The following is a 24490-nucleotide window of genomic DNA, read 5'->3' on the forward strand; positions in this document are numbered from 1 at the left end:
ATCTTGTTTGTGCTAGGAGAATATATGATCACCGGGCGGCGCGCAGCGGAGATTGCGGCGAGCGTCGAGCGGGCGGTGGGGGCGGGGGAGTTGGAACCCGGTCAACTGCTGCCGCCCATGCGGGAGTTGGCCGAGCGGCTCGGGGTGAACCCGAACACCGTCGCGGCCGCCTATCGCACGCTGCGCGAGCGCGGGGTCATCGAGACCGCCGGGCGGCGGGGGAGCCGGGTGCGGCCCCGGCCGGCCACGACGGGGCGCGAGTACATCCGGGTCGAAGTGCCGGAGGGGGTGCGCGACCTAGCCGACGGCAATCCCGACACGACGCTGCTGCCGCGCCTCGCGGAGGTGTTCGCGGCGGCCGCCGAGCAGGGCGACCGCGATCCGGTGCTGTACGGATCGAGTGACGTGGAGCCCGAATTGGCGCGGATCGCGCGGGCCGACCTGGACGCGGACGGGGTGCCGGACGGACCGGTCACCGTGACCTCCGGGTCGCTCGACGCCATCGAGCGGGTCCTCGCCGTCCATCTCAAGCCCGGGGACGCCGTCGCCGTCGAGGACCCCGGGTGGGGCAGCGTGCTCGACCTCGTCCCGGCGCTCGGTCTGCGGGTCGTCCCGGTCGGCGTCGACGACGACGGGCCGCTCGCCGAGGACGTACGGACGGCTCTGGAGGCCGGGGCCCGGGCTTTGATCGTCACCGACCGGGCGCAGAACCCGACCGGGGCGGCTGTCGGCGCCGCACGCGCGCGTGCCCTGCGGTCCGTGCTCAGGGAGCATCCGGAGACTCTGCTCATCGAGGACGACCACGGCTACCGGATCGTCGACCAGCCTCTGCACCCGCTGGCCGGCGTCACCCACAGCTGGGCCTTCGTGCGGTCGGTCGCCAAGGCGTACGGCCCCGATCTGCGGCTCGCGGTGCTCACCGGGGACGCCACCACCGTCGACCGGGTGCGCGGGCGGCAGCGGCTGGGGCCCGGCTGGGTGAGCCGGCTGGTGCAGCGGGCCGTCGTACGGCTGTGGACCGGTGGCGCGGTGGACGCGCCGGCCGTGGCGGCGGCGTACGGGCGGCGGCGGGAGTCGCTGATCGGCGCCCTCGCGCGGCGCGGGGTCGAGGCGCACGGGGTCAGCGGGATGAACGTGTGGATCGGCGTCCCGGACGAGACCGGCGCGGTCGCCCGGCTGCTGCACGCCGGCTGGGCCGTCGCGCCCGGTGCCCGCTTCCGGATGGGCGCCCCGCAGGGGATCCGGATCACGGTCTCCACCCTCACCGAGGAGGAGATCGGGAGGGTGGCGGACGCGGTGGCCTCGGCGATCCGGCCGGGGGCGGGCGGGGGGTACATGTGACGTCACCTACGCCGGGTCATGTGCGTGACCTTGCCTGCGTCAGCGCCGCGCCCGCCAGGACGATCGCCGCGCCGACCGGGTCGACCAGGCCAGGGACTCGCCGGGGAGTGCGACGCCGGCGGCGGTGGCGATGACCGGGATGAAGTAGGTGACCGTCTGGGCGGATGAACTAGGTGACCATCTGGGCGGTCGTCGGGCCGATCTCGGAGACCAGGCAGGAGTTGGGCGCCGGTGCCGCCGGCGTCAAGGCCCCTGAGGCCCTGCCAGGCGCCGAGCACGGTGAGTACGCCGAGGAAGCCGAGGCCGCGACCGGCGACCCGCACCCACGTCGGGCGGTCCTCGGAGAGGGCGACCAGGGAGAGGACGGCCAGGGAGAGGGCCATGCCCCACAGGGGCGAGGTCGCGTTGCGGATGCCTGCCGGCGTGGACGGGATCGTCAGCTCCGCGTAGGCGAAGAGCGAGAACGGCAGTGCGTCGAGGAGGAGGGCCGCCACCGTGACGTGTCCCCAGGTGCGGGCGCCGCGCGGCAGCCGCTCCCGCTTCACCGCCGTCGCCGCCGCCAGGTCCTGTCGTCACAGCCCCGTCGTCCGCCCGGAGGGCGGGCCGCGCGGCTTAGGTGCGTGCTCTCGGCGTGCCGGATGAAGGCCTCGTACCGGATGGTGGCGCGAGGGCGGTCGGGGACACGGACGGAGGCTCGGGTGGGCGCGGCGGTGGTCATGTCCGCAGCCATGGCGCCCGACAATCTCGTAGCACAAGCGAGATTTGGTGAGCTGAATCTCTTAGCATTGCTTATATGTTGAACTTGGAGCGCCTGCGCACCCTCGACGCCCTCGCCCGGCACGGCTCGGTCAGCGGGGCGGCCGACGGGCTGCATGTGACGACCTCGGCCGTCTCGCAGCAGATGGCCAAGCTGGAACGCGAGGTGGGGCAGCGGCTCCTCGCCAAGAACGGGCGGGGCGTGCGCCTCACCGACGCGGGGCGCCTGCTCGCCGACCATGCCGCGCGGATCCTCTCCCAGGTCGAGCTGGCACAGTCGGACCTGGAGGCACAGCGGGGGCAGGTCGTCGGCGAGCTGCGGCTGGCCGCCTTCCCGACGGCCGTCCGGGGGCTGTTTCCCGCCGTCTTCCGCGCGCTGCGGGACGACCATCCGGCGCTGCGCGTGCGCTCGCGGGAACTGGAGCCGGAACTCGCGATCAACGCGGTGATCCGGGGCGATGTCGACCTGGCCGTCGTCCTCGACTGGTACAACAAGCCGCTGCCCGTGCCCGAGGGGCTCGCCAGGGCGGCGATCCTCGACGACCCGGTGGAGGTGGCGCTGTCCGAGGACCACCCGCTCGCCGGCCGGGACGAGATCGACCTGCGGGAGCTGGCGGAGGAGCCGTGGGTCGCCTGGCCCGAGGGCGAGTTCTGCCACGAGTGGCTGCTCCATACGCTGCGCGCCAACGGCATCGAGCCGCACCTCGCCCACCGGGCCGGCGAGCATCACACGCAACTCGCCCTGGTGGCCGCCGGGTTGGGCGTCTGCATCGCGCCCCGGCTCGGCCGCGACCCGATGCCCGCCGGTGTGCGGACCGTGCCGGTGCGGCCCAGGGCGCACCGCAGCGTCTACGCGGTATGGCGTGCGGACGCCGACCGGAGGCCGTCGATCAGGGCGGCGGTGGAGGCGTTGAGGGAGACAGGAACCGCGTGCGGAACGGGCTGAGCTTCCTTACGGCGACCCCAGCTTGCGGAAGTCCCAGGACGCGACCGCGTCCGGCGTCAGTCGCAGCCAGGCGTGCCTGCCGTCGTGCGGCATCTCGTCGATCCCGAAGTTCTTGCGGGCGAACAGCCGCTCCACCTCGATGAGTTCGGGGTTCGGCTCGCCCGTGCGCGGTGCCTCGCCGACGAACTCGACGGTGCCGGACAGCTCGACGCCGCGCAGTTCGCCGTACTCCTCGCCCGCGTCGACCACGACGGCGACGCGCGGATCGCGGCGCAGCGCGGACCAGCGTCTGCTGCGGGTGATCGAGTACAGCCAGAGCGAGGTGCCGTCCCAGACGAACCAGAGCGGGCTGATGTGCGGGGCTCCGTCGGCGGCGACCGTCGCGACCCGGCAGGTGCGCTGAGCGCTCAGGAACGCGTCGAGTTCGGCGGGCTCCATCATGATCTTCCGGCCCCGGCGCTGAGTGACGGTCATGGAATCCCCTCCGCTGGCGTGGCGTCCGAAGAGCATGGGGTGTCTTCCGTCCATGTGCAAGGGGCGTTACGCTCGCCCGCCCGATCGCCGACGACCAGGGGATGCCATGCCGTCGTACGGGAGTGAGTCGAAGAGGCACCGGGAGCTGAGCGGGCTCCTCGAGCCCGCCACCACCGTCCTGCTCACCGTCGAGTGCCAGCAGGGTGTCGTCGGGCCGGACGGCGCGCTGCCCGAACTCGCCCGGGAGGCCCAGGAGTCGGGAGCGCTCGCCCAGGTGGCCCGGCTGGTCGCCGCGGCCCACGACAGCGGGGTGCAGGTCATGCACGCCATCGCCGAGCGGCGGCCCGACGGGCGGGGCGCCAACCACAACGCCCGCCTGTTCCGCGCGGCCGAACGGCTGCCCGTACGGCAGCTGACGGGCACCACGGCCGTACGCATCGCGCCGCCCATCGAGGTCGCCGAGGAGGACCTGATCGTACGGCGGCTGCACGGGCTGTCCCCGCTGGCGGGCACCGATGTGGACGCGCTGCTGCGCAATCTGGGGTGCCGCACGCTGATCGTCACCGGTGTCTCGGCCAACGTGGCCGTGCCGAACGCGGTGTTCGACGCGGTGAACCTCGGCTACACGGTCGTCGTGCCCGGGGACGCCATCGCGGGGGTGCCTGCCGACTACACCCCCGCGATGATCCGCCACACTCTCGCGTTGGTCGCCACGGTCGCGACCACGGACGAGGTGCTGGCCTGTTTCAAACGGTCCGAGCGGCGGATATGAGCTTCTGACCGGGATCAGGCCAGCATGATCGACTCACCGGAGACGCTGACCTCCTTGGCGGGCAGCGCCTTGGTCGCGGGGCCGCTCTGCACGCTGCCGTCGGCGATCGAGAAGTTGCTGTTGTGACAGGGGCAATTGATCACGCCGTCGGCGATCGTCTTCACGGCACACCCGGCGTGGGTGCACACGGAGGAGAACGCCTTGTAGGTGCCCGCCTCGGGCTGGGTGACGACGACGCCCTCGCTCTCGAAGATCTTGCCGCCGCCCTCGGGGATGTCCGAGGTCTTGGCGATCTCGGTGCCGCCGGCGCTGTCGCCACCGCTCGCGCTGCCGCTGCTCGCCTCGCCGCTCGCCTCACTGCTCGCGCTGGAGCCGGCCTGGGAGTCGGGCGAGGACGAGCTCGACGCCTCGTCCTCCGACCCGCACGCGGTCAGCGCGACGGCGAGGCCCGCCACGCCGGCCGCCGCCATGACGGTGCGGCGGCCCGGGATCGAAGCGGGTTTGTTCGTTTCGCTGGTCATGCTGACGGTTCCTTCCAAGATGGCTTTGCACTTTCGCCCATGGATACGGCGACGCGGTGCTTGAACGTTCAGACAGGGCCACATCTTGACCTGCCCGAGATCACAACCGCGTCAAGTAGAGCTGTCTTAAAGCTGTCGGTCGGCGGCAACCGCCGGTCGGGTCGCCTCCGGGGGATCCCGGCACGTCGGTAACCTGGGGCGATGCTCAAGGAAGTCAGCGCGACCCGGTACATCGCGCCGTTGCGTGAGGGCGGCTCGCTCCCCGGTCTCGTCGAGGCCGACGACCGAGGGACGTACGTCCTGAAGTTCACCGGCGCGGGACAGGGCCGTAAGACGCTCGTCGCGGAGGTCGTCTGCGGTGAGCTGGCCCGGCGGCTCGGACTGCGCGTGCCCCGCCTCGTGACCGTCGACCTCGACCCCGTCCTCGGCCTCGGCGAACCCGACGAGCAGGTGCAGGAGCTGATCAAGTCCAGCGGCGGCACCAACCTCGGCATGGACTTCCTGACCCGTGCGATCGGTTTCGACCCGCTCGCCTTCGAGGTGGACCCCGGGGAGGCCGGGCGGATCGTCTGGTTCGACGCGCTGATCAACAACGTCGACCGCTCCTGGCGCAACCCGAACCTGCTGATGTGGCACGGCGAGCTGTGGCTCATCGACCACGGCGCCACCATGATCTGGCACCACCATTGGCCCGGCGCCCGCACCTCCGCCGCCAAGCCGTACGACGCCGCCGACCACGCCCTCGCGCGCTTCGGCCCCGATGTCGCCGCGGCCGCCGCCGACCTCGCGCCCCTGGTCACCGAGGACCTGCTCGCCGAGGTGACCGCCGAGATCCCGGACGTCTGGCTGGTGGACGAGCCCGGCTTCGAGACGCCGGACGCGCTGCGGCGGGCGTACGCGGAGCCGCTGCTCGCACGGGCCGCCGGCATTCACGAACGCATCGAGGGGATCAAGAGCGAGGGGATCAAGTGAGCGACCGCTTCCTGGGGACCGGGGCGAGTGGGCAGGACGTCTACGAGTACGCGCTGCTGCGGATCGTGCCCCGGATCGAGCGCGGCGAGTGCTTCAACGCCGGCGTCCTCGTCTACAGCCGCTCCCGGGCGCTCGTGGCGGCCCGTACCCACCTCGACGAGGCCAAGCTGCTCGCCCTTGATCCCGGGGCGGACGTGGCGGGCGTACGCGCCGCGCTGCGCGCCGTGGAGGGCGTGTGCGCCGGGGGAGAGGCGGCCGGGCAGGCCGCCCGCGACGACGCCGGGCGGCGGTTCCGGTGGCTTGTCGCGCCCCGTTCCACGGTCGTCCAGGCGGGGCCCGTGCACACTGGGCTCACCGAGGACCCGGCGGCGGAGGCCGAGCGGCTGCTCGACCTGCTCGTGAAATGACCGACCCGTGCGCGGCGGACCGCCGGTGAGGGGCCGACGTAAGGCATCACACCTGGTGGGACGTTGACACCGGGTGCCAGGACTTCTAGCGTCACGTGTGCTGAAGGTACTAAGCGGTCGCTCACCACATGAGGGGCGCCGCAGGAGCCGCATCCCAAGGGCGAGGAGAACCAGCAATGTCCACCACTGAGCAGCGTGTCGCCGTGGTCACCGGCGGTGCGCGCGGCATCGGCGCCGCGACCGCCGTACGACTGGCCGCCGAGGGGCGTGCCGTCGCGGTGATCGACCTCGACGAGGCCGCGTGCAAGGACACCGTGGAGAAGATCACCGCCGCGGGCGGCAAGGCGCTCGCGGTCGGCTGCGACGTCTCCGACGAGGAGCAGGTCGAGGCCGCCGTCACCCGGATCGCCGAGGAGCTGGGCGCCCCGACCATCCTGGTGAACAACGCGGGCGTGCTCCGCGACAACCTGCTGTTCAAGATGAGCGCGTCGGACTGGGACACCGTCATGAACGTGCATCTGCGCGGCGCCTTCCTGATGGCCAAGGCCGTCCAGAAGCACATGGTCGAGGCCAAGTTCGGCCGGATCGTCAACCTGTCCTCGTCGTCCGCGCTCGGCAACCGCGGCCAGGCCAACTACTCCGCCGCCAAGGCCGGTCTGCAGGGCTTCACCAAGACCCTCGCCATCGAGCTCGGCAAGTTCGGCGTCACCGCCAACGCCGTCGCGCCCGGCTTCATCGTCACCGACATGACCGCCGCCACCGCCGCCCGGGTCGGCATGGGCTTCGAGGAGTTCCAGGCCGCGGCCGCGACCCAGATCCCCGTGCAGCGCGTGGGCCGGCCGGAGGACATCGCCGGCGCCATCGCCTACTTCACGGGCGAGGACGCCGGATTCGTCTCCGGCCAGGTGCTGTACGTCGCCGGCGGACCGCTCAACTAAGGGATCGGGAACATGACTTCGGTGGAACTCCCCGAGCTTTCCGGCAAGGTCGCCCTCATCACGGGCGCCAGCCGCGGCATCGGCTACGGCATCGCCGAGGCCCTCGTCGCACGCGGCGACCGGGTGTGCATCACGGGCCGGGGCGAGGACGCCCTCAAGGAGGCCGTCGAGCAGCTCGGCGCCGACCGCGTCATCGGCGTAGCGGGCAAGGCCCACGACGAGGCCCACCAGGCGCTCGCCGTCGAGCGCACGATGGAGGCCTTCGGCCGCGTCGACTTCCTGGTCAACAACGCCGGGACGAACCCGGTGTTCGGCCCGATCGCCGACCTCGACCTGAACGTGGCCCGCAAGGTGTTCGAGACCAACGTCGTCTCGGCCCTCGGCTTCGCCCAGAAGACCTGGCACGCCTGGCAGAAGGACAACGGCGGCGCGATCGTCAACATCGCCTCGGTCGCCGGTGTCTCCGCCTCGCCCTTCATCGGCGCGTACGGCATCAGCAAGGCCGCCATGATCAATCTGACCCTCCAGCTGGCGCACGAGTACGCGCCGAAGGTGCGGGCCAACGCGATCGCACCCGCCGTGGTGAAGACCAAGTTCGCCCAGGCCCTGTACGAGGGCCGGGAGGCCGAGGCGGCGGCGTCCTATCCGCTCGGCCGGCTCGGCGTGCCCTCCGACATCGGCGGCGCCGCCGCGTTCCTCACCTCCGAGCAGTCCGACTGGATCACCGGCCAGACCCTCGTGGTCGACGGCGGCATCTTCCTCAACGCCGGGGTCGGCTGACAGAGTGCGGTGGGCGCCGGTGACGACTTCACCGAACACCTCCGGCGCCCGCCCGCACCCCTCACGGGGACTCGACAAAGCCGTCACAAGTGCGCCGATCCAGGGCTGTGCCAGCCGGGCGGAAGCGACTCGGCGGGCCTGCGGTATCGTTCGGCCACTTGCGTACGGCATTTCGAGGAGCATGCACGTGTTCAACCGGAACCGATACTTGCCGCCACTCGCGGTGATCGCGTCCCTATCCATGGTGACCGGGTGTGGTGTGTTCTCCTCGGATGCCTCGGACGACGCGGACCCGATCATCGTGGGGACGACCAGCGCGCCGAGCACCCTGGACCCGGCCGCGGCCTGGGACAGCTCCTGGGAGCTGATGCGGAACGTCTACCAGCCTCTTCTGGGCTACTCGCCCGGGGGGACCGAGCCCGAACCCGACGCCGCCGAGAGCTGCGAGTTCACGGACAGCTCCAGCACCGTGTACAGCTGCACGCTGCGCGAGGGTCTGAAGTTCTCCGACGGGCACGCGCTGGACGCCAAGGCCGTCAAGCACTCGTTCGACCGGATCAAGAAGATCAACGTCAACGGCGGCCCCGCGGGCCTGCTGAGCACCCTCTCCCGGGTGCAGACGAAGGGTGACCGCGAGGTCGTCTTCCACCTCAGCCAGCCCGACGCGACCTTCCCCCTGGTGCTCACCACGCCGGCCATGTCGATCGTGGACCCCGAGGAGTACCCCGCGGACAAGCTCCGCGAGGACGGGGACATCGCCGGCTCGGGACCCTACAAAGTCGCCTCCTACGAAGACGGCGAGCAGGCCGAGCTGGTCCGCAACGAGAACTACAAGGGCCTGGCGGAGCTGAAGAACTCCGCGGTCACCATCCGGTACTTCCAGCAGTCGGACGAGCTGGTCAAGGCCCTGAAGAACAGGGACATCTCGGTCATCTACCGTGGTCTCGGCGCCGCGGACATCGTGGACATCCAGGCCAACCACGATGAGGAGGGGCTCCAGATCGTGGAAAGCCCCACCACCGAGATCAGCTACCTGGTGTTCAACCCCACCAAGGACGCCTGGGCCAAGAACCCCGCGGTCCGCAAGGCGGTCGCCCAGGTCCTCGACCGCCCGGCGCTCGCCCACAACATCTACAAGGACACCGTCGAGCCGCTGTACTCCATGATCCCCAGGGGTCTGGTGGGCCACACGACGGGCTTCTTCGACGACTACGGCAACCCCAGCGCGACCAAGGCGAAAGCCATCCTCACCGAGGCGGGCATCACCGAAACGGTTCCTCTCACGCTCTGGTACACCACCGACCGTTACGGCTCCCAGACCAAGCCGGCCTTCGAGGAGCTGAAGCGGCAGCTGGAGGGGTCCGGTCTCTTCAAGGTCACACTGAAGAGCCGTCCCTGGAAGGCCTACTCGGAGGGCTACCAGAAGGGCGAGTACCCGGTCTTCGGGCGTGGCTGGAACCCCGACTTCAACGACGCCGACAACTTCATCGCCCCCTTCGTGGGCAAGCAGAACGCGCTCGGCACCCCGTACGAAGCCCCCGAGATCACCGACGAGCTGCTGCCGGCGTCGCGTGCGGAGAGCGACCGCGGGGCCGTGTCCGAGGAGTTCGAGGAGGCCCAGCAGATCCTCGTGGACGACGCCCGGCTGATCCCGCTGTGGCAGGGCAAGGCGTACACGGCCGCGAACGAGGAGATCGCCGGTCTGGAGAACGTCATCGACCCCGCGACGATGATGCTCATGTGGCAGCTGTCCTGGAAGACCAGCTGGTAATCGCCGGTGCCGGGCCCCGCTGTCAGTGGGCGCCTGTAGGTTCTGTGCTCTGACGACGGCCGCGCCTCGCGCGGCCGTCCATGGCCGCGTTGTCCGCGGCCGTGAAGTGAGCGCACACCGGAGGACGTTGACGTGACCGACATCGCCATGCTGCCCGAGTCCTGGCGCGGGGTCCTGGGGGACGAGCTTCAGCAGCCCTACTTCAAGGAACTCACCGAGTTCGTCGAGGAGGAGCGTGCCAAGGGCCCCGTCTACCCTCCGCGCGAGGAGGTCTTCGCCGCCCTCGACGCCACGCCGTACGAGAACGTGAAGGTCCTGATCCTCGGTCAGGACCCGTACCACGGCGAGGGCCAGGGCCACGGTCTGTGTTTCTCCGTGCGGCCGGGTGTGAAGACCCCGCCGTCCCTGCGGAACATCTACAAGGAGATGCAGGCCGAGCTGGGCACCCCGATCCCGGACAACGGCTATCTGATGCCGTGGGCCGAGCAGGGCGTGCTGCTGCTCAACGCGGTCCTCACGGTCCGCGCCGGTGAGGCGAACTCGCACAAGGGCAAGGGCTGGGAGAAGTTCACCGACGCCGTGATCCGCGCGGTCGCCGACCGGCCCGACCCGGCGGTCTTCGTGCTGTGGGGCAACTACGCGCAGAAGAAGCTCCCGCTGATCGACGAGGAGCGCCACGTGGTGGTCAAGGGCGCGCATCCCTCGCCGCTGTCGGCCAAGAAGTTCTTCGGCTCACGGCCGTTCACGCAGATCAACGAGGCCGTCGCCCGGCAGGGCCACGAGGCGATCGACTGGACGATCCCCAACCTCGGCTGACCTGCCCGCCCGCCCGTCCATCCGCACCCGCTCGTCCGCCCGTCGTACGGCCGCCGGGGCACCCCCACGGCCGTACGGAGCCGCCTGACCGGGATTGTCAGTGCCTGCCGTTAGCGTCGGCAGGGACAGGCGGGACCGGGGGCGACGAGTGTGGAGGACGCGGTGGTGGAGCGACAGGAGCAGGTGGCGCCGGACGCCATGATGACCCGGATCGGGCAGGCGGTCATGCTGCACCACGGGGGTGACCGCGAGGAGGCCCGGGACCGGCTCGCGAAGCTGTGGGCGGAGATCGGCGAGGACGGCGACCCCCTCCACCGCTGCACACTGGCGCACTACATGGCTGACACCCAGGACGAGCCGGCCGATGAACTGGCCTGGGATCTGAGGGCGTTGTCGGCGGCCGACGAACTGTCCGACGGCCGGGTGGCGGAGCATCACGAGGGGCTCGCGGTACGCGCCTTCTACCCCTCGCTGCATCTGAACCTCGCCGCCGACTACGCCAAGCTCGGCCGGCACGACGCGGCCCGCAGCCATCTGCGTCTGGCCCGGGGAGCGATCGGCACGCTGGGGGACGACGGCTACGGCGACGGCATCAGGGCCGCCCTCACCCGCCTGGAGACCCAGCTCGACGAGGCGGGCCCCACCGGAGGACAGACGCCGGGGCCGCCGAGACAGCGGCCCTAGGCCTGTCGTCAACCCCGTCTGCCGCGCGATGCCATGCACGCGCTCATCGGTCGCTGTCGTGGCGGGGGCGTGGCCCGTTCTCCGGGCACGCGACGGGGTGACGGCAGGACCCGGCGCCAGGACGAGCGCCCGCTTCGGGGCGCTGGGTGGCTCAACGGCCGTATACGTCCTTGCAGATGGCCGCCTGTGGGGTGTCCTTGCCCCAGCCGCCGTACCTGTGGCCGAGCGCGCACACGTCGGAGTTCTGCGGCGGTTCCGGTGGGATGGTGTCGGGGAGGGGCGGGACATCGACGTGGGCGTGGGACCTGGGCGGCGGGCCGTGCCGTTCAGGGGGACCCGGCCGCTCGTCCCGGGGCGGGCGTGGGGGCGGGGTGGGCGTGGGTGTGGTGGCGAGAGCCGACGCGGCCGGCTTCGGTGCCGTGGACGCGCTGGGGGTGGGTTCCCGTGGCGGGGTGATCAGCTCCAGCGCCTCCCGCGCCGGGGCCTGCACGATCTGTGTCTCGGTGGTGCCGTCCGGGCGGGGCTCGGACGGCCGGGACGGGACGGATGACACCTGGGACGGGGGCGGGTGTGGCGCGGTCACGCAGCCGGTGAGGGCCGAGACGGCCACGGTGACCAGGAGCGTTGCGGTAGTGGTCGGTCGATGCACGCGCGCAACTCTGCTGTGTCCGGGCGGCTTTGGGGAGGGGGAGCCGGAGGATGCCCCCACATGGGTGACGCCGGGGCCCGCCTGCGACGCCGCGCGGCTCCTCCGAGTGCCTCGGCACGCGTGCCGAGGCCGGGCGTTCGGAGACCCTTGGGACGCACGATGCAGGTTGGTTTTCGGAGGGCCCTCGGCTTGTGGACGGCAGGCCGGGTGTTCGGGTCCTCGGCATGCGGGCGGCTGGTTGGGTGTTCGGGTCCTCGGCATGCGGGCGGCTGGCTCCGGGCGCCCGTCTCCGCTCAGTACCCGGTGACCCCGTCGATCCGCTCCCGGATGAGGTCCGCGTGCCCGTTGTGCCGCGCGTACTCCTCGATCATGTGGAGGTAGATCCACCGCAGGCTCGGCGCCTCACCCGAGCGTCGGTGCACGGCCTTGCTGATGTCGTCCAGGGCGAAGCCCTCCGCGTTGCGCCGGGCGACCGCGATCTCCGTCTGCCAGGTGCCGTACGCCTCGTCCCAGGTGTCCTCCTCGGTGAGGTGGAACTCCCCGTCCGGGTCCTCCTCGCTGAAGTAGATCGGCCCCTGGTCGTCGTCCACCAGCACCTTGCGGAACCAGATGCGCTCGACCTCCGCCATGTGCCGTACGAGCCCCAGCAGCGACAGCTCCGAGGGCCGCACCGACGCGGTCCTCAACCGGGCGTCGTCCAGGCCCTCGCACTTGATCGCGAGCGTCTCGCGGTGGTGGTCGAGCCAGCCTTCGAGCATGGTCCGCTCGTCGGCGGTGACGGAGGGTTCGGTGCGCTGGGTTGTCATGCCGGCCATCCTCGCAGCCCCCGTATGCTGCCGACGAGGCATTTCGACGGCACACCGCGGACGGGAGACCCCTGTGAAGGTCGGCTGCATCGGACTCGGCGACATCGCGCGGAAGGCGTATCTGCCGGTGCTCGGCACTCAGCCGGGACTCGAACTCCATCTGCAGACGCGGACACCCGCCACCCTCACGCGCGTCGCCGACAGCCTCCACCTGCCGTCGGAACAGCGGCACGCCGACCTCGACGCGCTGCTCGACCAGGACCTCGACGCGGCCTTCGTGCACGCGCCCACCGGGGCCCACCCCGAGATCGTCCGGCGGCTGCTGGAGGCGGGCGTGCCGACGTACGTCGACAAGCCGCTCGCGTACCAACTCGCCGACTCCGAACGGCTCGTACGGCTCGCGGAGGAGCGGAACGTCAGCCTCGCCGTGGGTTTCAACCGGCGGTACGCGCCCGGGTACGCGCAGTGCGCCGACCATCCGCGCGAGCTGATCCTCATGCAGAAGAACCGCATCGGACTGCCCGAACTGCCGCGCACGATGATCCTCGACGACTTCATCCATGTCGTCGACACACTGCGGTTCCTGGTGCCGGGGGAGGTCGAGGACATGACCGTGCGGGCTCGGACCGAGAGCGGGCTGCTGCACCATGTCGTCCTGCAGCTCTCCGGGGACGGCTTCACCGCGCTCGGTGTCATGAACCGGCTCAGCGGCTCGGCGGAGGAGATCCTGGAGGTCTCCGGGCAGGACACCAAGCGGCAGGTCGTGAACCTCGCCGAGATCGTCGACCACAAGGGGCAGCCGTCCATGAGGCGGCGCGGCGACTGGGTGCCGGTGGCCCGGCAGCGCGGCATCGAGCAGGCCGTCCTCGCCTTCCTCGACGCCGTGCGCGCGGGCAAGGTGCTCAGCGCGCGGGACGCGCTGGCGACCCATGAGCTGTGCGAGCGGGTGGTGCGGGAGGTGGAGGACCGGTCCGCCGCCTGAGCCGCACGGCCCGTACTCCCTCGAAGGTGCCCCACATGCCGAGCACCAGCAGCGATGCCCGCACCGGCCAGTCGCCGAAGCGGACGTAGGGCGTCGTACCGCCGGCCAGCGGCACGTCGTACACCGCCGTCGTGCTCTCGTCCGTGCCGAGCCGGGAGCCGACTCGCTCGCCCTGTGGGCCGTACACCGCCGAGACACCGGTGAGCGTCGCGTGGGCCATCGGGCGGCCCGTCTCGGCGGCCCGCAGCGCGGCCAGCGAGGCGTGCTGCTCGGGCGCCCAGCTCTGCTGGAACGTCGAGGTCGCCGACTGTGCGAGCAGCAACTCGGCGCCGTCCTCGACGAGATAGCGGCTCATGTCCGGGAACGCGGACTCGAAGCAGACCATGGGGCCGATCCGCAGCCCCTTCCCCGAGTCGAACACGACCTGCCCGCTGCCACGCCTGCGGTCCTCGCCGGCCGCCTCGCCGACGGAGGTGGCCCAGCCGAGCAGCGAGCGCGCCGGGATGTACTCGCCGAAGGGGACCAGGCGCATCTTGTCGTAGCGGTCGCCGGTCGGGCCGTCGGGGCCGACGAGCACGGAACTCTTGTAGATGCCGGGACGGTCGGAGCGACGGGCGTCGACGTTCACCAGGATGTTCGTGTCCGTCTCACGGGCCAGCGCGGCGATCCGGTCGGCTAGGTCGGGCCGGTCGGCCAGGTCGTGGCCGACGCTGCTCTCGCCCCACACGATCAGGTCCAGGTCCTGCCCCGCGAGTCGGCGGGTGAGTGCCTCCTCGCGGGCGAACCGGTTGTCGGGGCCCTTGGTGACACCGGGCTGTACGACGGCGATCCGCACCTCGCCCCGGTCGTCGGGTCGCGGTGACCACAGCCACACCGCCGAGGTCGCGACGGCCGCCGCGACGAGACCGGCGAGCGCCGGCGCCCGGGACCGGCGTACCGAGACCAGTACGGTGACCGCCACATTGACGGCCACCACCAGGAAGCTGATCAGCCAGACCCCGCCGACCGAGGCCAGCCGCAGCGCGGGCTCCACCTGCCACTGGCTGGAGCCCAGCAGCCCCCAGGGGCCGCCGAGTCCCTGCCAGGAGCGGACGAGTTCGATCGCCAGCCAGCCCGACGGCACGACCAGGAGAGCGGCGGCGATCCGCCCGGGCGAGGGCCTACCGGCGAGGAACCGGCGCACCAGCCAGGCCCAGGGCGCCCACAGCGCGCCCAGCAGGCCGGCGAGGACGAAGGTGAACACATGCAGGTTCGGCAGCAGCCAGTGGTGCATGGCCAGCATGAACCCGAAGCCGCCGAGCCAGCCGTCGTAGGCCGCCCGGCGGCCGGTCGGTGCCGTGCGGATCAGCAGGATCCAGGGCACCAGCGCCCCGTACGCGAACCACCACAGGCCCGGCTCCGGGAACGCGAGCACAGGCAGAGCCCCGGCCATGGCGACGGCCACCCGCCGCCGCCATGGGGAGCCGAGCCAGTCCGGCGTCCTCATACAGCGCCTCCGTCCCCGGCAGTGCGTCTCTCCAGTGTGCGCGCCGGGGACGATCTCCGACAGGGGGCGTGGGCAGAGCGTGGGAGGGGCGAGGCCGAGCGCGGGCCGGAGGGTCGGGGCGGCGCGGGTGCGCGGGCCGGGAAGGCGGTCGAGTGGGGGGCTCAGGCCTGGACAACGGTGCGCAGGTCCGGGAACGGTGGTTGGGACGGGGGGTGTGCCCAGGCCGGGGAGGAGTGCTGGTCGGGATGGGCGGCGTGCTCAGGCCGGGGAGGAGTGCTGGTCGGGATGGGCGGCGTGCTCAGGCCGGGGAGGAGTGTTGGTCGCGGGTGAGGCCCTCTGGGGCGCGGCGCCATTTTTCCTGGACGACGACCTCGCGGAGACGCCAGCCGTCGGGTGTGCGGATCAGGGCGAAGGCGTAGCGGCCGCCGCAGACGAAGTCGGGGGCGGTGGATCCGCCGTCGTGTCCGGCGTAGCGCATCGGGTTGATGTAGTCCGCCTGGACCTGGGCGGTGTCGCCGGTGTCCTGCTCCAGGTAGCCGAACCGCACCCGTCGGTTGACGATCAGATGCTGCCGCATCGGGAAGAGCTCCAGGCTCCGGGCCAGCCACCCGGCGACCTGCGCGGCGTCCCCCTCGATACCCCCTGCCGAGCGGTAGTCCGCGCGGCCGTCCGGTGCGAACAGTTCCCGGTACGCCGTCCAGTCGCCGTCGTCCACCGCCACCGCGTACTCGGTGATCAGGCCGTCGACGGCGAGTCGGTCCATCACGGTCGCGAGCTCTACGCGCTGCGTCATCGGCTCAGTGTTGGGGCACGGGACGCGCCACGCCAAGGGGTGTGCGGGCAGATGGGGGAAATTTCAGGGATCACGGAGACCAGCCGACCGATCGTGGGCGTGACGGACGTCGATATTCGGTGGCCTCGGAGTGCGGCGGTGATCGAACCTGGTCCCCGTGAGTGAAAGTGAACGTCGACCGGTGACAGAACCCGAGTTCCGTGTCCGTGCCCGCCACACCGCCGACACGGTGACCGTCTACCAGGCGTACCGCCCGGAGATAGGCGGCCCGGCCGCGCGTGACGGCCGTTTTCCGGCGGCCTGGAAGCGGGACCGGATGACCTGGATCAAGCCGTCCTTCCTGTGGATGATGTACCGCTGCGGCTGGGGCCTGAAGGAGGGCCAGGAGACCGTACTGGCCGTCGAGATCGGCCGCGACGGCTTCGAGTGGGCCCTGCGCAACTCCTGCCTCTCGCACTACGTACCGGAGCTGCACGAGAGCCGGACCGCCTGGCAGCGGGAGTTGCGCCGATCGCCCGCCCGGGTGCAGTGGGACCCCGAGCGTGACCTGCGGCTCCATCCGCTGCCGTACCGCTCGCTGCAGCTGGGACTGGCGGGTGAGGCGGCCGCCCGGTACGCGGACGAGTGGATCGTCGGCATCGAGGACGTGACGCCGCTCGCCACGGAGGTTCACCGCCTCGTACGCGCGGGGGACCTGGACGCGGCGACCGGGCTGCTGCCCGAGGAACGGCCGTATCCCGTCGCGGACGAACTGCCGGCCCATCTGCGCCGCTGACGTCCGAAACCGGACGCGGCCGGGCACAGCCGCTGGTCAGCGTTTGTGCCGTCCGAGCAGCGTGCAGACCGTGTTCTCCTCGATCGTGCGGAGCCTGTCCAGGAGCTCCGGCTTGTTCGTCCTGTTCACCTGGGTGGTGAGCGAGAAGGTGAGCGACTTCCGGCCGTCGGGCGTCGCGGCGATCAGCTGCGTGTAGCCGGGGAAGTTCCCGGTGTGTCCGAGCACCACCCCGCAGCGGGTGCTGTAGCGGAAGATGCCGAGGCCCGCCGTGTTGCGGCCGGGGCCGGCCGGTTCGGACGCCCCCTCGATCCACCGGCGCTGCGCGCGCAGAACTTCCTTCGACGTCAGCTCTCCGGCGGCGTAGGCGCGGATGAACCGCGTCATGTCACGCGGAGTGGAGACGATCCCACCCGAGGCCCACACACCGGAGGCGCTGAGCACTTCGCTGACGTCCTCGGGCGGCTCGGGCGGTTCGACGGCGTACCCGTGCATGTACGGCTCCGGCATCTCGTAGCCCAGCGGGAGGCTGGTGTCGTGGAGGCCGAGCGGCCGGTAGACGATCCGGCTCAGCAGTTCCTCGTACGGCCTGTGGGTCGCCGCCTCCGCCATCAGCGCGACGGCGATGTTGTCGGAGTTGGAGTACTGGTACCGGGAGCCCGGGGGGAAGTGCAGCGGTTCGTCCGCCACGAAGTCCAGCAGGCGGCGCGGGTCGAAGGTGCGGCGCGGATCCGCCAGAAGCAGTTCCAGGAACTCCGGGTCCTCGGAGTAGTCGGGCAGCCCGCTGGTGTGGTTCAGCAACTGCCGGAGGGTGACCGCGTGCCAGGCGCGCGGCAGTCGGGGCAGTGTGCGGCCGATGGTGCTGTCGAGTCTGAGCGCACCCTGCTGCACCAGACGCAGCGCCACGGCACCGGTGAACGCCTTCGCCGTACTGGCGATCCGCATGTGGTCGGTGGTCTCGATCGGGCGGCCGGTCTCCAGATCGGCGACTCCGGCCCGTACGACCTGTGTCTTGTCCCCCCGTTGCAGTACGACGATCACACCCGGCGGACCTCCGGGGGTGCGGACCAGCTCTTCGAGCTGCCGTTGCAGGGCCCCCTCGCTCCCGCCGTCGGAAGCGGCACCGGCCGCCGGGGCGGTGAGCAGACCGCCGAGGCAGGCGGCGCCGAGCAGGGCGACGAGCGCCGGGCGGAGGCGGGAGTGAGGGCGGGTACGGGTACGGGTACGCGGGTGGGAAAGGGGCGTGAGTGGCATGGGGGTCCCGGGAAGATCGGTGGAGCAGGGCACCCTCAGCATGGGACGGGACCACGGGCACGCGCTCGCGCACTTGCGCTGTCCGGCCGATCGGCGTCGCGAGCCGCGTCCGGTCGGTGGCGGTGGCGAGTGGTGTGGTCAGCGCGCGGCGAACTGCACCTTGGTCGGCTGTACGGCGTCCGGCCGCACCGGGATCCCGTCGACGGTCAGCCGCTCTCCGTAGATGTCGGTGATCCTGAGCGCGCCGCCGCAGCCGCCGCCCTGCTCGGAGAGGAAGTAGTTGTATTCGGTACGGGGCAGCGCGGTCCAGCCGCCGCCCTCGCGGACCTCCAGCCGGGCCACCGGATTGCGGTGGCCGATCACCTGGATGCCGCACCAGTACTGGCTGGACCCGGTCTTGTACCGGATCGAGAGCGTCTCGGACGTGCTGGGGCTCAGCAGGCTCCAGGTGATCGGTATCTGACCGCGTACGGGGGCGGCGAGCTTGGCGAAGGCCTGGGCGCTGAGGTCGAGTTGCCCGGGCTTGCAGGGCGACGGGCACTCATTGGTGATCCGGACCGTGACGGAGGCGCCGCCCGCGCGGACTCGCACATAGGCCCCGCAGGCCTGGGAGACCTCGTAGTCGGTGGTGTTCATCGCCGCGGTCATGACGTCGTCGGTGGGGCCGAACGAGCAGGCACCGTCGCCGTTCCCGGCGTCGTAGAAGGTGGCGACTCCTTCGTAGTCGACCCCGGGGCGTATCCGCCCCGCCAGCGACGCCGAGCCGGACTTCGCCTGTCGGGTGCTCTCGGGTGTCGGTCGCGCCGACTCGGTGGTCGCGGCCGGTGTCGGCGTGGTCGTGGTGGCCGACGCGCTCGGGGACTTCGGGGGTGCCGTGGAGGGTTTCCGCTCCGGTGTGCCGGACGGTCCGGTCGACCGGGTGGTGGTCGCGGCGGGTGTGGTGCCGACCTTCCCGGAAGCCGCGGTGTCGGTCTCGCGGTCGGGGCTGAACGCCATGACGAGGGACGCGGCGAGCCCGACGGCCGCCACGGCGGCGACGGAGACGAGGGTCGTGCGCCGCTTGGGGTGGCGGGAGGAGCGGTGGGAACGGGGTGCCACGGTGAAGTCCTTTGCGTCCTTGCGTGGTTCGGGTGAGGGCGTGCTCGGTGCCTGTGCGAGTGACTGTGTGGTTCGTGTGGGGCTCGGGTGAAAGGAGCTTGCCACTCCTCGGTCGTCGCCGGGTCCGGAATGGTTGCCGTCGACGACAAGATGGCGGCGGGCCGGTGATCGTAGGCTGATCGATCGCCGCCGGTCGCCGTACGCCGCTCGCCGTACGCCGGTCGCCGTACGCCGGTCGCCGTACGTCCGTTGTCAGGGAGGTCGGTATGTCATGTCCGGTCACGGTGGTTACGGGGGGGGGGGGGGGGGGGGGGGGGGGGGCCGGGGGGACCGGGGGATGGTGTTGAACGGAGCTGTCGGGGTGGAGTCGCCGGTGAAGCGCCGTGGGGGTTTTGGTTGTTGGCGGCTGCGGGTCGTGTGTGGTTGCTCGCGCAGTTCCCCGCGCCCCTTCGGGGCGCGTTCAGCGGGCCGGTGGGCGCAAGTCGTTCCGCTTGTCGAGCAGTCGCTGGAAGGCGGTCGGCGTGGGCCGGTCGGCCAGGAACTCCTTGATGCGCGAGGCACATTGGAGTGGATCCGCCCGGCTTGTGTCGCACTCGATGTCGTAGAGCCCGTGTGCGTGGACCTGCTCCAACTGCCGTGCGGCCAGCCCTGACGGCCGGTCGCCCCGCTCCCGTTCGCGTCGTTCCAGCTCGGCGCGGGGGCAGTGCACGCCGACGAACACCACGTCGTCCGGCACCAAGAGGTCGAGACAGTCCCGCAGCCGCCATTCCTGGCTCAGGACGTGGTCCATCACGACGTTGTTGCCCGCGGCGGCCATGCCCGCGATCGCGCGGTGGTAGCCCCGCCAGGTGTTGTGGAGCACGGTGGCGAGGCGTTCGGCCGGCATCTCCTGGCGCGTGCGCATGGCGTGGAACGTGTCGACCGGGATGTGGAAGTACGGCTCGTCGAGGATGCGGAGCAACTCCAGGGCGATGCTCGACTTGCCCGAACTGGAAGTGCCGTTCAGGAAGATGACCAGGCCGCCGGGGGTGGGGTCCCGCTCGTCGGCGTCCTGCCCCGCTGGGCTCACGCGGCCTCGACGACGTCTCCGCGGATCGCTGCGGCCCACTCCACGACCAGCAACTCGTACTCCGCCCGCTCCTGCGCCGACAGCGACCCGCCCGCACGCCGCCACAGCGCTCGGATCTGGTCGTTCAAGTCGGCGGCAGACCGCACGGAACCACGGCGGGTGATGGCATCGGGGGACATGCCGACAAGAGTAGGCGCCAGGACTGACAGTGCGCTACTGGGCGGCTACGGATGCCGTATGTGCTTGGTCACTGAAGGGAGTTGGGCCGGAACGGGTCGTTCCGGCCGGGCTCCGCTCAGCCCGCCGACTCGCCCGCGTGCGGGCTCAGTACGCCCATCGACACCAGGATGACGAGGAGGATGCCAAGGGCGATGCGGTAATAGACGAAGGGCATGAAGCTCTTCGTGGAGATGAACTTCATGAACCATGCGATGACCGCATAGCCCACGAAGAAGGCGATGACCGTGGCGAAGATCGTCGGGCCCCAGGAGACGTGGCCACCCTCCATCGCGTCCTTGAGCTCGTAGCCGCCCGAGGCGATCACGGCCGGGATGGCGAGGAGGAAGGAGTAGCGGGCCGCGGCCTCGCGCTTGTAGCCCATGAGGAGGCCGCCGCTGATGGTGGCGCCGGAGCGGGAGACACCGGGGATGAGGGCCATGGCCTGGCAGAGGCCGAAGATGAGGCCGTCCTTGATGCTGAGCTGCTCCAGCGACTTGCGTTCCTTGATCGCGCGGTGCTTGCCGCCCGTCTCGTCGCGCGCGGCCAGGCGGTCCGCGATACCCAGGACGATGCCCATGACGATCAGCGTGGTCGCGGTGATGCGCAGATCGCGGAACGGGCCCTCGATCTGGTCCTTGAGGGTCACACCGAGGACACCGATCGGGATGGAGCCGACGATCACCAGCCAGCCCATCTGGGCGTCGTGGTCGCCGCGCATCTCCTTGTTGAACAGGGAGCGCGACCACGCCGAGATGATGTTGGCGATGTCCTTGCGGAAGTAGATCAGCACCGCGGCCTCGGTGCCGATCTGGGTGATCGCGGTGAAGGCCGCGCCCGGGTCCTCCCAGCCGGAGAAGGCCGCCGTCAGGCGCAGATGCGCGCTGGAGGAGATGGGGAGGAATTCGGTCAGCCCCTGGACGAGTCCGAGGATGAGGGATTCAAACCAAGACATGAAGTTACGTGGTCCAAGCGCTGATCGTGGAGGGCCGACGGAAGACGTGCCGCGCCGCGGGGCGGGTGATCACAGTGCTGGAGGCAGCCTAGCGTCCCCTGGGGACAGGGCTGTCACAGGGGTTTCGCAGGGCCGGACGGGGACGCGTCGAGGAGGGCCGGGCCCGGTGTTCCGAGGCGTGGAACGGCCGGATCCGTGGTGTTGACCAGTCTCCATGTCCGCACATACGTTGCTGATGAGGGAAAGCGCTTGCCGTTGTGAGGGTCGCCGTTCCGCCGGAACCCCCGCCACCAGGCGTTGGCCACCGTCCGACGTCCCGTTCGATGGAGTGCTGATCACGTCCATGCCCACACCCAGCAACGACCCGAGCCCGACTCCGGACCACCGACCGAACCGTCCCCCGGCCCCCCTGGCCGGCCGCCGCGTCCGGGCCGCGATCATCGGCATCGGCGCCATCGGCGGCGGCTCGCATCTGCCCGCGCTCGCGCGGCTCGCCGAGGAGGGCGAGACCGAGATCGTCGCCGCGGTGGACATCGATGCCGACGCGGTGGCGAAGTTCTGCGCCGAGCACGGCATCCCGCACGGCTACACCGATCTGGACCGCATGCTGGCGGAGCAGCGGCCCGATCTGGTCAGTGTCTGCACCCCGCCGACCCTGCACCGCGACCAGAGCGTCGCGGCGCTGCGGGCCGGCGCCTGGGTGTGGTGCGAGAAGCCCCCGGTGCCCACGCTCGCCGACTTCGACGCCGTCGAGGCGGAGGAGGGCACGGAGACCGGGGGGCCGTACGCCTCGATCGTCTTCCAGCACCGCTTCGGTTCCGGTTCGCGGCATGTACGGAAGCTGATCGCCGAGCAGAGCCTCGGGCGTCCGCTCGTGGCGCACTGCCAGACCACCTGGTACCGCGACACCGCCTACTACGCCGTGCCCTGGCGCGGCCGCTGGCAGACCGAGGGCGGCGGGCCCGCCATGGGCCACGGCATCCACCAGATGGACCTGCTGCTCGATCTGCTCGGCCCGTGGAGCGAGGTCCGGGCGATGGCCGGGCGCCTGGTCCACGACGTGGAGACCGAGGACGTCTCGACGGCCCTCGTGCGCTTCGAGAGCGGCGCCCTGGCCACCGTCGTCAACAGCGTCCTCAGCCCCGACGAGGTCAGCCGTATCCGCATCGACTGCGAGCGCGCCACCGTCGAACTGACCCATCTGTACGGCCACTCCAACGCCAACTGGTCCATTACTCCGGCCCCGGGCACCCCGGACGCGGACGCGGCGGCCTGGCGCGACTTCGGCGAGGACGTGCCGAGCTCGCACCTGGCCCAGCTGCGCGAACTCGTGGCGAGCATGCGCGCGGGCGAGCGGCCGCGCAGCAGCGGCGCCGACGGGCGGACGAGCCTGGAGCTGATCGCCGCCCTGTACAAGTCGGCGTTCACGGACGCGACCGTACGGCGTGGGGAGATCGGCCCCGGGGACCCGTACTACACGGCCATGCACGGAGGCGCCCCCGGCTGGGCGCCCGAAACCGCCCAGGTGTCCGCCGACGCGACCGAGGAGATCACCGCATGACCTTCCACGACGGGCTGCGCGTCGTCCACGCCCACGGCGACCGGATCACGGTCACCGAGCCCAGCACGGGTGTCGAGCTGTTGAGTTACGTCTACCGGCCGGAGGCGGCCTGGGAGGCACCCAAGCCGTATCTGCACCCGATCCGGACGCTGGCCGGGAACGTCGTCACCGACTTCCGGCCCAACGACCACCGCTGGCACAAGGGCCTTCAGCTGACGGCCTCGCATCTGTCGGGCCAGAACCTGTGGGGCGGCAACTCGTATGTGCACGGCGAGGGCTATCTGCGGATCCCGGAGCGGGTCGGCTCGATGGCGCACGCCGGCTTCGACGTCGTCGAGTCGGACGGCGAGCGGGTCGTGATCGCCGAGCGGCTGACCTGGCACCCGTACACCGGGGAGCTGTGGGCCGACGAGGAGCGCCGCATCGAGGTCCATGACATCGACACCGACACGGAGTCCGGCTCCTGGGCGCTGACCTGGACGAGCGCGATCACCAACCGCCGGGACGAACCGCTGCTGTTCGGCAGTCCCACCACCGCCGGACGGGAGATGGCCGGCTACACGGGCCTGTTCTGGCGCGGCCCGCGCGCCTTCCGGGACGGGCGGATCATCGGGCCCGACTCCGAAGGGCCCGAGCTGATGGGCGAGCAGGCGCCCTGGCTGGCGTACTCGGGGGAGCACGACGGCACCGACGGTCACGCCACGCTCGTCTTCGCGCACGCGCCGGAGAACGACCACGCGGGGGCCCAGGGCACCCACCCCGCCCACTGGTTCGTCCGCAACGAGCCGTTCGCCGCCGTCGCCCCCTCCTGGGCGTTCTTCGAGGAGCTGGAGCTGGCTCCCGGGGACACGCTCAGCCGCCGCTACCGGATCGTCGTCGCGGACGGGGCCTGGGAACGCGAGGAGATCGCCAAGTACCTGGAGGCGCACCCGTGGTGAGCGGTTACGACGGACTGCCGGGCGGCGTCGCCGTCTCGCACCTGTCTGTGTACGACTGGCCCGCCACGGACGGGGTCTGCGGCGGAACCCCCCATATGCATCTGACCTGTTCGGAGGCGTACGTCGTCACCGGCGGGCGCGGCGCGGTGCAGACGTTGACGACCTCCGGGTACGAGGTCACCCCGCTGGCGCCCGGGACGGTCGCGTGGTTCACGCCCGGGACCATCCACCGGCTGGTCAACGAGGACGACCTGCGCATCACCGTCCTCATGCAGAACAACGGGCTCCCCGAGGCGGGCGACGCCGTCCTCACACTGCCCCCGGAGTACCTGACCGACCCGGAGACGTACGCCGCCGCCACCCGTATCCCGGTGGACGAGCCGGAGGCGGAGCAGGAGCGTGTCGCCCGGGCCCGGCGGGACCTCGCCCTGGAGGGTTACCGGGCGCTGCGTGACGCGTCCGGGCCCGAGCCGCTCGCCGCGTTCCACCGGGCCGCCGCGGCGCTCGTACGGCCTCGGCTCGCGGAGTGGCGCGCGCGGTGGGAGCGGGGGGCGTCGGCGGCTGCCGCCGCGACCGGGGAGCAACTGGGGCGGTTGGAGCGGGGGGACGTGTCTCACCTGGCCGACGCCGTGGTGCGGGCCCAAGAGCCCTCGGCGTACGGGAAGTTCGGGATGTGTGGGCGGTTGGACGTCTACAAGGGGGACTGAGCGCCGGGCGCCTTCGAGCTCGGGGA

The 24490-nt window shown here is 71.3% G+C and carries 26 protein-coding genes and 1 pseudogene; 15 read left to right on the plus strand and 12 right to left on the minus strand.

The genetic code is table 11. The features are described 5' to 3' along the window. Nucleotides 1-9 precede the first annotated feature (9 nt). Nucleotides 10-1341, plus strand: a complete 1332-nt coding sequence (locus tag JIX56_RS38995) for an aminotransferase class I/II-fold pyridoxal phosphate-dependent enzyme (protein WP_257547847.1) — start codon at nucleotides 10-12, stop codon at nucleotides 1339-1341. A 16-nt stretch (nucleotides 1342-1357) separates the two neighbouring features. Here the strand turns inward: JIX56_RS38995 and JIX56_RS39000 are convergent. Then, a pseudogene (locus JIX56_RS39000) lies at nucleotides 1358-1904 on the minus strand (EamA/RhaT family transporter); the annotation flags it as partial. A gap of 230 nt (nucleotides 1905-2134) precedes the next feature. Between JIX56_RS39000 and JIX56_RS39005 the strand changes: the two are divergent. Then, nucleotides 2135-3043, plus strand: a complete 909-nt coding sequence (locus JIX56_RS39005) for a LysR family transcriptional regulator (RefSeq protein WP_257547849.1) — start codon at nucleotides 2135-2137, stop codon at nucleotides 3041-3043. A gap of 6 nt (nucleotides 3044-3049) precedes the next feature. Here JIX56_RS39005 and JIX56_RS39010 read toward each other — a convergent pair whose 3' ends face one another. Further along, complete coding sequence (locus tag JIX56_RS39010) at nucleotides 3050-3517, minus strand: pyridoxamine 5'-phosphate oxidase family protein (RefSeq protein ID WP_257547851.1); 468 nt, start codon at nucleotides 3515-3517, stop codon at nucleotides 3050-3052. Nucleotides 3518-3623: 106 nt separating this feature from the next. On the opposite strand from JIX56_RS39010, the gene JIX56_RS39015 reads away from it, so the two are divergent. Beyond that, nucleotides 3624-4289: a cysteine hydrolase gene (locus tag JIX56_RS39015; RefSeq protein WP_257547853.1), complete on the plus strand. Its 666-nt coding sequence runs from the start codon at nucleotides 3624-3626 to the stop codon at nucleotides 4287-4289. A gap of 14 nt (nucleotides 4290-4303) precedes the next feature. Here JIX56_RS39015 and JIX56_RS39020 read toward each other — a convergent pair whose 3' ends face one another. After that, nucleotides 4304-4810 (minus strand): Rieske (2Fe-2S) protein, encoded by a 507-nt coding sequence (locus tag JIX56_RS39020; protein WP_257547854.1) that lies wholly within the window; start codon nucleotides 4808-4810, stop codon nucleotides 4304-4306. Nucleotides 4811-5011: 201 nt separating this feature from the next. On the opposite strand from JIX56_RS39020, the gene JIX56_RS39025 reads away from it, so the two are divergent. The 7 genes from JIX56_RS39025 to JIX56_RS39055 all read left to right on the plus strand — a co-directional run bounded on the left by JIX56_RS39025 (nucleotide 5012) and on the right by JIX56_RS39055 (nucleotide 11178). Then, nucleotides 5012-5782 carry a HipA family kinase gene (locus JIX56_RS39025; RefSeq protein WP_257547856.1) on the plus strand — a complete coding sequence of 257 codons (771 nt, stop codon included), beginning with the start codon at nucleotides 5012-5014 and terminating at the stop codon, nucleotides 5780-5782. Next, nucleotides 5779-6189 carry a DUF3037 domain-containing protein gene (locus JIX56_RS39030; protein WP_257547858.1) on the plus strand — a complete coding sequence of 137 codons (411 nt, stop codon included), beginning with the start codon at nucleotides 5779-5781 and terminating at the stop codon, nucleotides 6187-6189. The genes JIX56_RS39025 and JIX56_RS39030 overlap by 4 nt, the downstream gene beginning before the upstream one ends. A 176-nt stretch (nucleotides 6190-6365) precedes the next feature. Next, nucleotides 6366-7127 (plus strand): 3-oxoacyl-ACP reductase FabG, encoded by a 762-nt coding sequence (gene fabG, locus JIX56_RS39035; protein WP_257547860.1) that lies wholly within the window; start codon nucleotides 6366-6368, stop codon nucleotides 7125-7127. Nucleotides 7128-7139: 12 nt separating this feature from the next. After that, nucleotides 7140-7907 carry an SDR family oxidoreductase gene (locus tag JIX56_RS39040; RefSeq protein WP_257547862.1) on the plus strand — a complete coding sequence of 256 codons (768 nt, stop codon included), beginning with the start codon at nucleotides 7140-7142 and terminating at the stop codon, nucleotides 7905-7907. Between the two features lie 187 nt (nucleotides 7908-8094). Next, nucleotides 8095-9678 (plus strand): ABC transporter substrate-binding protein, encoded by a 1584-nt coding sequence (locus JIX56_RS39045; RefSeq protein WP_257547864.1) that lies wholly within the window; start codon nucleotides 8095-8097, stop codon nucleotides 9676-9678. Between the two features lie 132 nt (nucleotides 9679-9810). Then, nucleotides 9811-10494, plus strand: a complete 684-nt coding sequence (locus JIX56_RS39050; RefSeq protein ID WP_257547874.1) for a uracil-DNA glycosylase — start codon at nucleotides 9811-9813, stop codon at nucleotides 10492-10494. A gap of 162 nt (nucleotides 10495-10656) precedes the next feature. Further along, entirely contained in the window at nucleotides 10657-11178 is a 522-nt protein-coding gene (locus tag JIX56_RS39055) for a hypothetical protein (protein WP_257547876.1), read from the plus strand. Between the two features lie 151 nt (nucleotides 11179-11329). Here JIX56_RS39055 and JIX56_RS39060 read toward each other — a convergent pair whose 3' ends face one another. Then, nucleotides 11330-11827, minus strand: a complete 498-nt coding sequence (locus JIX56_RS39060; protein ID WP_257547878.1) for a hypothetical protein — start codon at nucleotides 11825-11827, stop codon at nucleotides 11330-11332. A 293-nt stretch (nucleotides 11828-12120) separates the two neighbouring features. Continuing rightward, the gene (locus tag JIX56_RS39065) at nucleotides 12121-12633 is read right to left on the minus strand and encodes a DinB family protein (RefSeq protein WP_257547879.1); all 513 of its coding nucleotides are present in this window, start codon (nucleotides 12631-12633) and stop codon (nucleotides 12121-12123) included. Nucleotides 12634-12706: 73 nt separating this feature from the next. Between JIX56_RS39065 and JIX56_RS39070 the strand changes: the two genes are divergently transcribed. Continuing rightward, on the plus strand, nucleotides 12707-13615 hold the full coding sequence (locus tag JIX56_RS39070) for a Gfo/Idh/MocA family protein (protein WP_257547881.1): 909 nt from the start codon (nucleotides 12707-12709) through the stop codon (nucleotides 13613-13615). On the opposite strand, the gene lnt is transcribed toward JIX56_RS39070, so the two are convergent. Both lnt and JIX56_RS39080 read right to left on the minus strand, forming a co-directional pair. Next, nucleotides 13536-15101, minus strand: a complete 1566-nt coding sequence (lnt, locus tag JIX56_RS39075; protein WP_257547883.1) for an apolipoprotein N-acyltransferase — start codon at nucleotides 15099-15101, stop codon at nucleotides 13536-13538. The two genes, JIX56_RS39070 and lnt, sit on opposite strands and share 80 nt — an antisense overlap. A gap of 298 nt (nucleotides 15102-15399) precedes the next feature. Continuing rightward, the gene (locus JIX56_RS39080) at nucleotides 15400-15894 is read right to left on the minus strand and encodes a nuclear transport factor 2 family protein (RefSeq protein ID WP_257547885.1); all 495 of its coding nucleotides are present in this window, start codon (nucleotides 15892-15894) and stop codon (nucleotides 15400-15402) included. Nucleotides 15895-16075: 181 nt separating this feature from the next. Here JIX56_RS39080 and JIX56_RS39085 point away from each other — a divergent pair, with 181 nt between their 5' ends. Continuing rightward, a complete protein-coding gene (locus JIX56_RS39085; protein ID WP_257547894.1) occupies nucleotides 16076-16669 on the plus strand; it encodes a DUF4291 domain-containing protein in 594 nt (197 codons plus the stop codon). Nucleotides 16670-16705: 36 nt separating this feature from the next. Here the strand turns inward: JIX56_RS39085 and JIX56_RS39090 are convergent, their stop codons facing one another. From JIX56_RS39090 to JIX56_RS39110, 5 genes are all read right to left on the minus strand, one after another. Further along, nucleotides 16706-17920, minus strand: coding sequence for a serine hydrolase domain-containing protein (locus JIX56_RS39090; RefSeq protein ID WP_257547896.1), 1215 nt, complete (start codon nucleotides 17918-17920; stop codon nucleotides 16706-16708). A 138-nt stretch (nucleotides 17921-18058) separates the two neighbouring features. After that, on the minus strand, nucleotides 18059-19018 hold the full coding sequence (locus tag JIX56_RS39095; protein WP_257547898.1) for an expansin EXLX1 family cellulose-binding protein: 960 nt from the start codon (nucleotides 19016-19018) through the stop codon (nucleotides 18059-18061). Nucleotides 19019-19478: 460 nt separating this feature from the next. Further along, complete coding sequence (locus JIX56_RS39100; protein WP_257547899.1) at nucleotides 19479-20087, minus strand: chloramphenicol phosphotransferase CPT family protein; 609 nt, start codon at nucleotides 20085-20087, stop codon at nucleotides 19479-19481. Further along, nucleotides 20084-20266, minus strand: a complete 183-nt coding sequence (locus tag JIX56_RS39105) for a hypothetical protein (protein ID WP_257547900.1) — start codon at nucleotides 20264-20266, stop codon at nucleotides 20084-20086. Before JIX56_RS39105 ends, JIX56_RS39100 begins: the two co-directional genes overlap by 4 nt. Nucleotides 20267-20382: 116 nt before the next feature. Next, entirely contained in the window at nucleotides 20383-21258 is an 876-nt protein-coding gene (locus tag JIX56_RS39110) for an undecaprenyl-diphosphate phosphatase (protein ID WP_257547902.1), read from the minus strand. A 343-nt stretch (nucleotides 21259-21601) separates the two neighbouring features. On the opposite strand from JIX56_RS39110, the gene JIX56_RS39115 reads away from it, so the two are divergent. The 3 genes from JIX56_RS39115 to JIX56_RS39125 are packed head-to-tail and all read left to right on the plus strand — an operon-like array spanning nucleotide 21602 to nucleotide 24464. After that, nucleotides 21602-22819 carry a Gfo/Idh/MocA family protein gene (locus JIX56_RS39115; protein ID WP_257547904.1) on the plus strand — a complete coding sequence of 406 codons (1218 nt, stop codon included), beginning with the start codon at nucleotides 21602-21604 and terminating at the stop codon, nucleotides 22817-22819. Then, complete coding sequence (locus JIX56_RS39120; protein WP_257547906.1) at nucleotides 22816-23757, plus strand: PmoA family protein; 942 nt, start codon at nucleotides 22816-22818, stop codon at nucleotides 23755-23757. The genes JIX56_RS39115 and JIX56_RS39120 overlap by 4 nt, the downstream gene beginning before the upstream one ends. Beyond that, nucleotides 23751-24464 carry a cupin domain-containing protein gene (locus JIX56_RS39125; protein WP_257547908.1) on the plus strand — a complete coding sequence of 238 codons (714 nt, stop codon included), beginning with the start codon at nucleotides 23751-23753 and terminating at the stop codon, nucleotides 24462-24464. The genes JIX56_RS39120 and JIX56_RS39125 overlap by 7 nt, the downstream gene beginning before the upstream one ends. The last annotated feature ends 26 nt before the right edge of the window (nucleotides 24465-24490 follow it).

The sequence above is a fragment of the Streptomyces sp. CA-210063 genome (genome assembly GCF_024612015.1).
Taxonomy (GTDB): Bacteria; Actinomycetota; Actinomycetes; order Streptomycetales; family Streptomycetaceae; genus Streptomyces.